General features: G+C 66.2%; 3 protein-coding genes and 2 pseudogenes. 2 read left to right on the forward strand and 3 right to left on the reverse strand.

What is annotated here, in order from left to right; all coding sequences use genetic code 11:
• A pseudogene (locus tag ACJH6J_RS30115) lies at positions 1-264 on the forward strand (hypothetical protein); the annotation flags it as partial.
• Between the two features lie 361 nt (positions 265-625).
• Here the strand turns inward: ACJH6J_RS30115 and ACJH6J_RS30120 are convergent.
• The 3 genes from ACJH6J_RS30120 to ACJH6J_RS30130 all read right to left on the reverse strand — a co-directional run bounded on the left by ACJH6J_RS30120 (position 626) and on the right by ACJH6J_RS30130 (position 3,590).
• A complete protein-coding gene (locus ACJH6J_RS30120) occupies positions 626-1,441 on the reverse strand; it encodes an ExeA family protein (RefSeq protein ID WP_073694342.1) in 816 nt (271 codons plus the stop codon).
• Entirely contained in the window at positions 1,438-2,883 is a 1,446-nt protein-coding gene (locus ACJH6J_RS30125) for a DDE-type integrase/transposase/recombinase (protein ID WP_073694343.1), read from the reverse strand. The genes ACJH6J_RS30120 and ACJH6J_RS30125 overlap by 4 nt, the downstream gene beginning before the upstream one ends.
• A gap of 107 nt (positions 2,884-2,990) precedes the next feature.
• A complete protein-coding gene (locus tag ACJH6J_RS30130; protein WP_073694344.1) occupies positions 2,991-3,590 on the reverse strand; it encodes a hypothetical protein in 600 nt (199 codons plus the stop codon).
• Here ACJH6J_RS30130 and ACJH6J_RS30135 point away from each other — a divergent pair.
• Positions 3,583-3,865, forward strand: a pseudogene (locus ACJH6J_RS30135) (hypothetical protein); the annotation flags it as partial. The gene ACJH6J_RS30130 and the pseudogene ACJH6J_RS30135 overlap by 8 nt on opposite strands.

Consider the following 3,865-nt stretch of genomic DNA (forward strand, 5'->3'; position numbering starts at 1 on the left):
GCCGCGTTCATCGACGATCAACGCGCCGCCGGGCACGCGGTCGAGTCGATCTGCCGGGTCCTGCACGAGCAGGGCTGCCAGATCGCCGCGCGCACCTACCGGTCCTGGAAGCAACCAGGCCGGACGGTAGCGGCCCGCACCATCACCGACGCCCAGGTCATCGACGCTGTCCACGAGGTCGCCTGGTCGACTAACGCTGCCGGGCAGAAGGTGCTGGCGCCGGAGGCGTCGACATGGCCGCAGACGCAAAGTGGCTCTTCATGATTGAGGGTGTAGAACGGTCAGCTGCTGTCGGCCTGTGATTGGGGTGTCTGGTTGGCTGGGTGTGTGCCGGAGGAGAAGCGGAAGAGTAAGAGGAAGAGCGCGGTGTCCGGGGGTGGTGTGGACCTGTCGATGCTGCAACAGCTGATGGCCGATGCTGGCCGGGATTTGTTCGCGGGAGTGTTCGATGAACCGACACCCGAGGTGGGAGCTGTTGTTGCTCGTCGCTGAGGGTGCAAAGGATGGCGTCATTCTCGTTGCCGGTGATGTCGAAGTGATGAAGGCCCTGCCCGCGTGAGCGGGCAGGGCCTTGGTCGGATCGGTGACGGCGTCGTCGGGTCGGTGACGTCGCGTGGTTAGTGATTCAGTCGTGGCCGGTTTCGGTGACGGCGATGCGAGCTGATTTCTCGTCGACGATCGCTGTCTTGGCGGCGAAGGCGGCGGTCAGGGCGTGTAGGGCGAGGTTGTTGACTGCGCGTGGGTATCCGCGTGCGGCGTTGTGGATCACGGTGATCGCGTCGTCGGAGAACAGCGGGTCGGTGCGGCCGGCGACCTTGGCGTGATGGCCGATGTAGTCGGCGGTATCGGCAGGTGTCATCCCGGCCAGGGCATAGCGCACGGCGATGCGTTGATCGAGTGCGGCCAGCACGCCCAGGCGTAGTCGTTGACGCAGGGTGGGTTGTCCGACCAGCAACGCGGCGAACGGTGACCCGCTGTCCATGTCGTGGTTGGTGAGCATGCGGATGGCTTCCATTTGCGCGTTGTCGAGCAGGTGAGCTTCATCGATGACCACGACCGGGGTTCGGCCGCGTTCGGCGTGCTCGGCGGCCAGCGCGTCGGCGGCTTGCGGGGCCAGGGTAGCGGTGTAGAAACTGGGCACCCGCCCCAGTGCTGTGACGATGTGGTGCAGCATGCCGCGTACTCCGACTGAGGGGTTGGGTAGGTAGATGATGACGTGGCGCGCCGGATCCAGGGCGGCGGTCGCGGCGCGGATCGCCACAGTCTTGCCGGCGCCGACTTCTCCGGTGATGACTCCGATAGCGTGCTGATCCACACACCAGGAGATCCGGGCGACGGCTTCGGCGTGGCCGGGGTGGCGGTGCAGCATCGCCGGGGCCAAACCCCGCCCGAACGGCATCCGGGTGAAGCCGTAATAGGATTGCAGCCGTTCGATACTCATGCTGATGCCTCGTCCTGGTCGTCGATGCCGGTGATGCTCGGTAGTTCGCAGGCTTTGGGGGTGTGGGCGCCGAAGAGAGCGTCGTAGCCGATGCGCCGATCGGCGCGGATCTGCTCATGATGAATAGCCGCGGTCAACTGCAGATAGTCGATCCCTGTCGCCGGCGGCGCAGCATTCTCGGGAGTTTCGGGCCGGGCCTTGGGATGGACGTGTCGAGTGATGTTGTGGGGCAGGGCTTTGCCGTAACTGGTGTCGTGGTAGCGCACTTCGACGGTTTCTAGGTCAAACGGGGAGAACACCAACTCCACTTTGCGTCCCACCAACCCTTGATCGACCTGGAAGGTGTTGCCGTGCAACGACACTGTCGCGGTCTTGGTCACCACCCGGTATTCCGACCACAGAAACGCCTCGGTCAGATCAGCTGCGGTCGGCATCGCCGGGGTCCGTCCCAGCCGGGACCATCCCTGCTGCCAGCGATCGGCTGGGGACTGCCCGGTCTCGGTATGAATCCGCTGGTGGTACTCGGTTTCTACCCACGCGGTCAGCAACCGGTTGAGCTCGATGAGCGCGGTGCGGGCCTCGAGGCCGGCCGCGGCCAGGTCCTCGGCGCTACTGTCGGTGATTTCGACGAGGAACTGCTCACGCACGGTGCGGAAGAACCGCTCGATCTTGCCCCGTCCTTGGGGCCGGTGCGGGGTGGAATGCACCAGCCGAATCCCCAGTTTCGCGCACGCCCGCAGCAGCCAGGTATCCACGAACGCCGAGCCGTTGTCGACATAGACACTGCCCGGGACTCCGCGGCTGGCCAGCGCCGGCTCGAGTGCAGCGCCGAGCCGCACAGCGTCTTCGGCGAACCCGAACCGATACCCACACAGCAGTCGGGAATGATCGTCGATGAAAGCGAACAGATACGTCTTGCGCCCGCCGATACGGGGGCCGTGCAGGGCGTCCCCGGTCCAGCGGTCATTGGGGTTTTCGGCTTCGAACCGGCCGAACACCGCCGGCTGTTCATCGAGGTTCGGGCCGATCAGCTCGCAGCGGCGGAAATGGCGTAGCAGCGTCGATTCCGAGGGCGCCCAACCCGCGCTGATCCGCAGGATCCGCGCGACTTGGGCGGCGGTGCGGGACGGGTTCTCCCGCTTGAGTGCAGCCGCCAACTCCAGGGTCGCGGCATCGGTACGCGGGGCCACCGACCGGGGCGAGGGAATCAACTCATCGAATCCGCCGGCCCGGTAGCGGCGAATCCAACGGTCCAGAGTGTCACGCGAGTAGCGCACCCGGGCCCCGAACGGATCGGTGTGCTCCCGCGCGGCGATCTGGCGGACCAGCCGACCCCGAGCCTTGGTCGATAGTCCGGGATCGAGCGCCGGGCAGATCAACTGATACCGGAACAACCCCACTGCCTGGGCACGTTCACGTCGCTTGGCCTCTTCGCTTGTCAATCCAACATCTCCTCAACAAGTGATGCCGCCCAAACCCGTTGCCGGGCAGCCATCCCCGCGACGATGAACCATTCCCACCGCGCGCGGCAGAGGCAGCTGGTGTTGCATCACCACGCCACCGACGCCGGTGGCCACCCCCGACAGAGCAGCCGAGCACCGCTACCAGCCACAGCCACCGCAGCAGCCGTCACCGCGCCGAGCAGCATCCCCGGCCCGAACCGTGTAGTGATCGCCTCGGTCGCCGTGCTGATCGCGGCCAACACATCCCCGCACCCTGAGCCGGTCGACTTCGGGATCGACACATCCACCCCCGCAGTGAGCGCGATCGTCACGAACCAGTGCCGCACCGCCTCGGCCCGAGCCGCGATGACCCGCAGCCACCCCCGCACCGTGCACGCCGGGACACCGAGTTTTGCCGCGATCCCGCGGTGCCCCACACCGGCAGCCTTGGCAGCCAACGCCTCCCAGATCACCTCCGCGGCATAAGCCCTACGCAGCAACAACGTCACCGGCAACAACACATGAGTCACCGCACACGTACGGCATCGAGACCGCCGCGGCCGCACCGACCCGGCCGTCCCGACCACCCGACGAGAACGGGCATAGCCCCACCCGGCCAGAACCCCGCCCACACACGACGGACACCGCAACTCCCCAGCGGCCAACCGTGACTCGACGCGCGCAGAATCGACCTCTACCGTGACCATCAGTGCCTTTCGCACTACGCACGGCGCCGCCGGAGAGATCTGCCAAGAATTCAGCGGTGGCGCCGTGCACCCATCAGTTCCTCGTCACACTGACGGTGCAGACCACCAAGATCAAACCCACCCCAAAGCCCGTCCCCGCATCGGCAGAATCAACGACGACTCCAAGCCTCATGGTCGTCACGCCCAGAGACGCTCAACAGCTGTGCCGGAGCGTGTGCGGGGTTTCCGGGTGCGGGTCGACCTGATGTACGCCAAGCCGCCGATCTGGCGTCGTC

The sequence above is a fragment of the Mycobacterium sp. SMC-18 genome (assembly GCF_045310895.1).
Taxonomy (GTDB): Bacteria; Actinomycetota; Actinomycetes; order Mycobacteriales; family Mycobacteriaceae; genus Mycobacterium.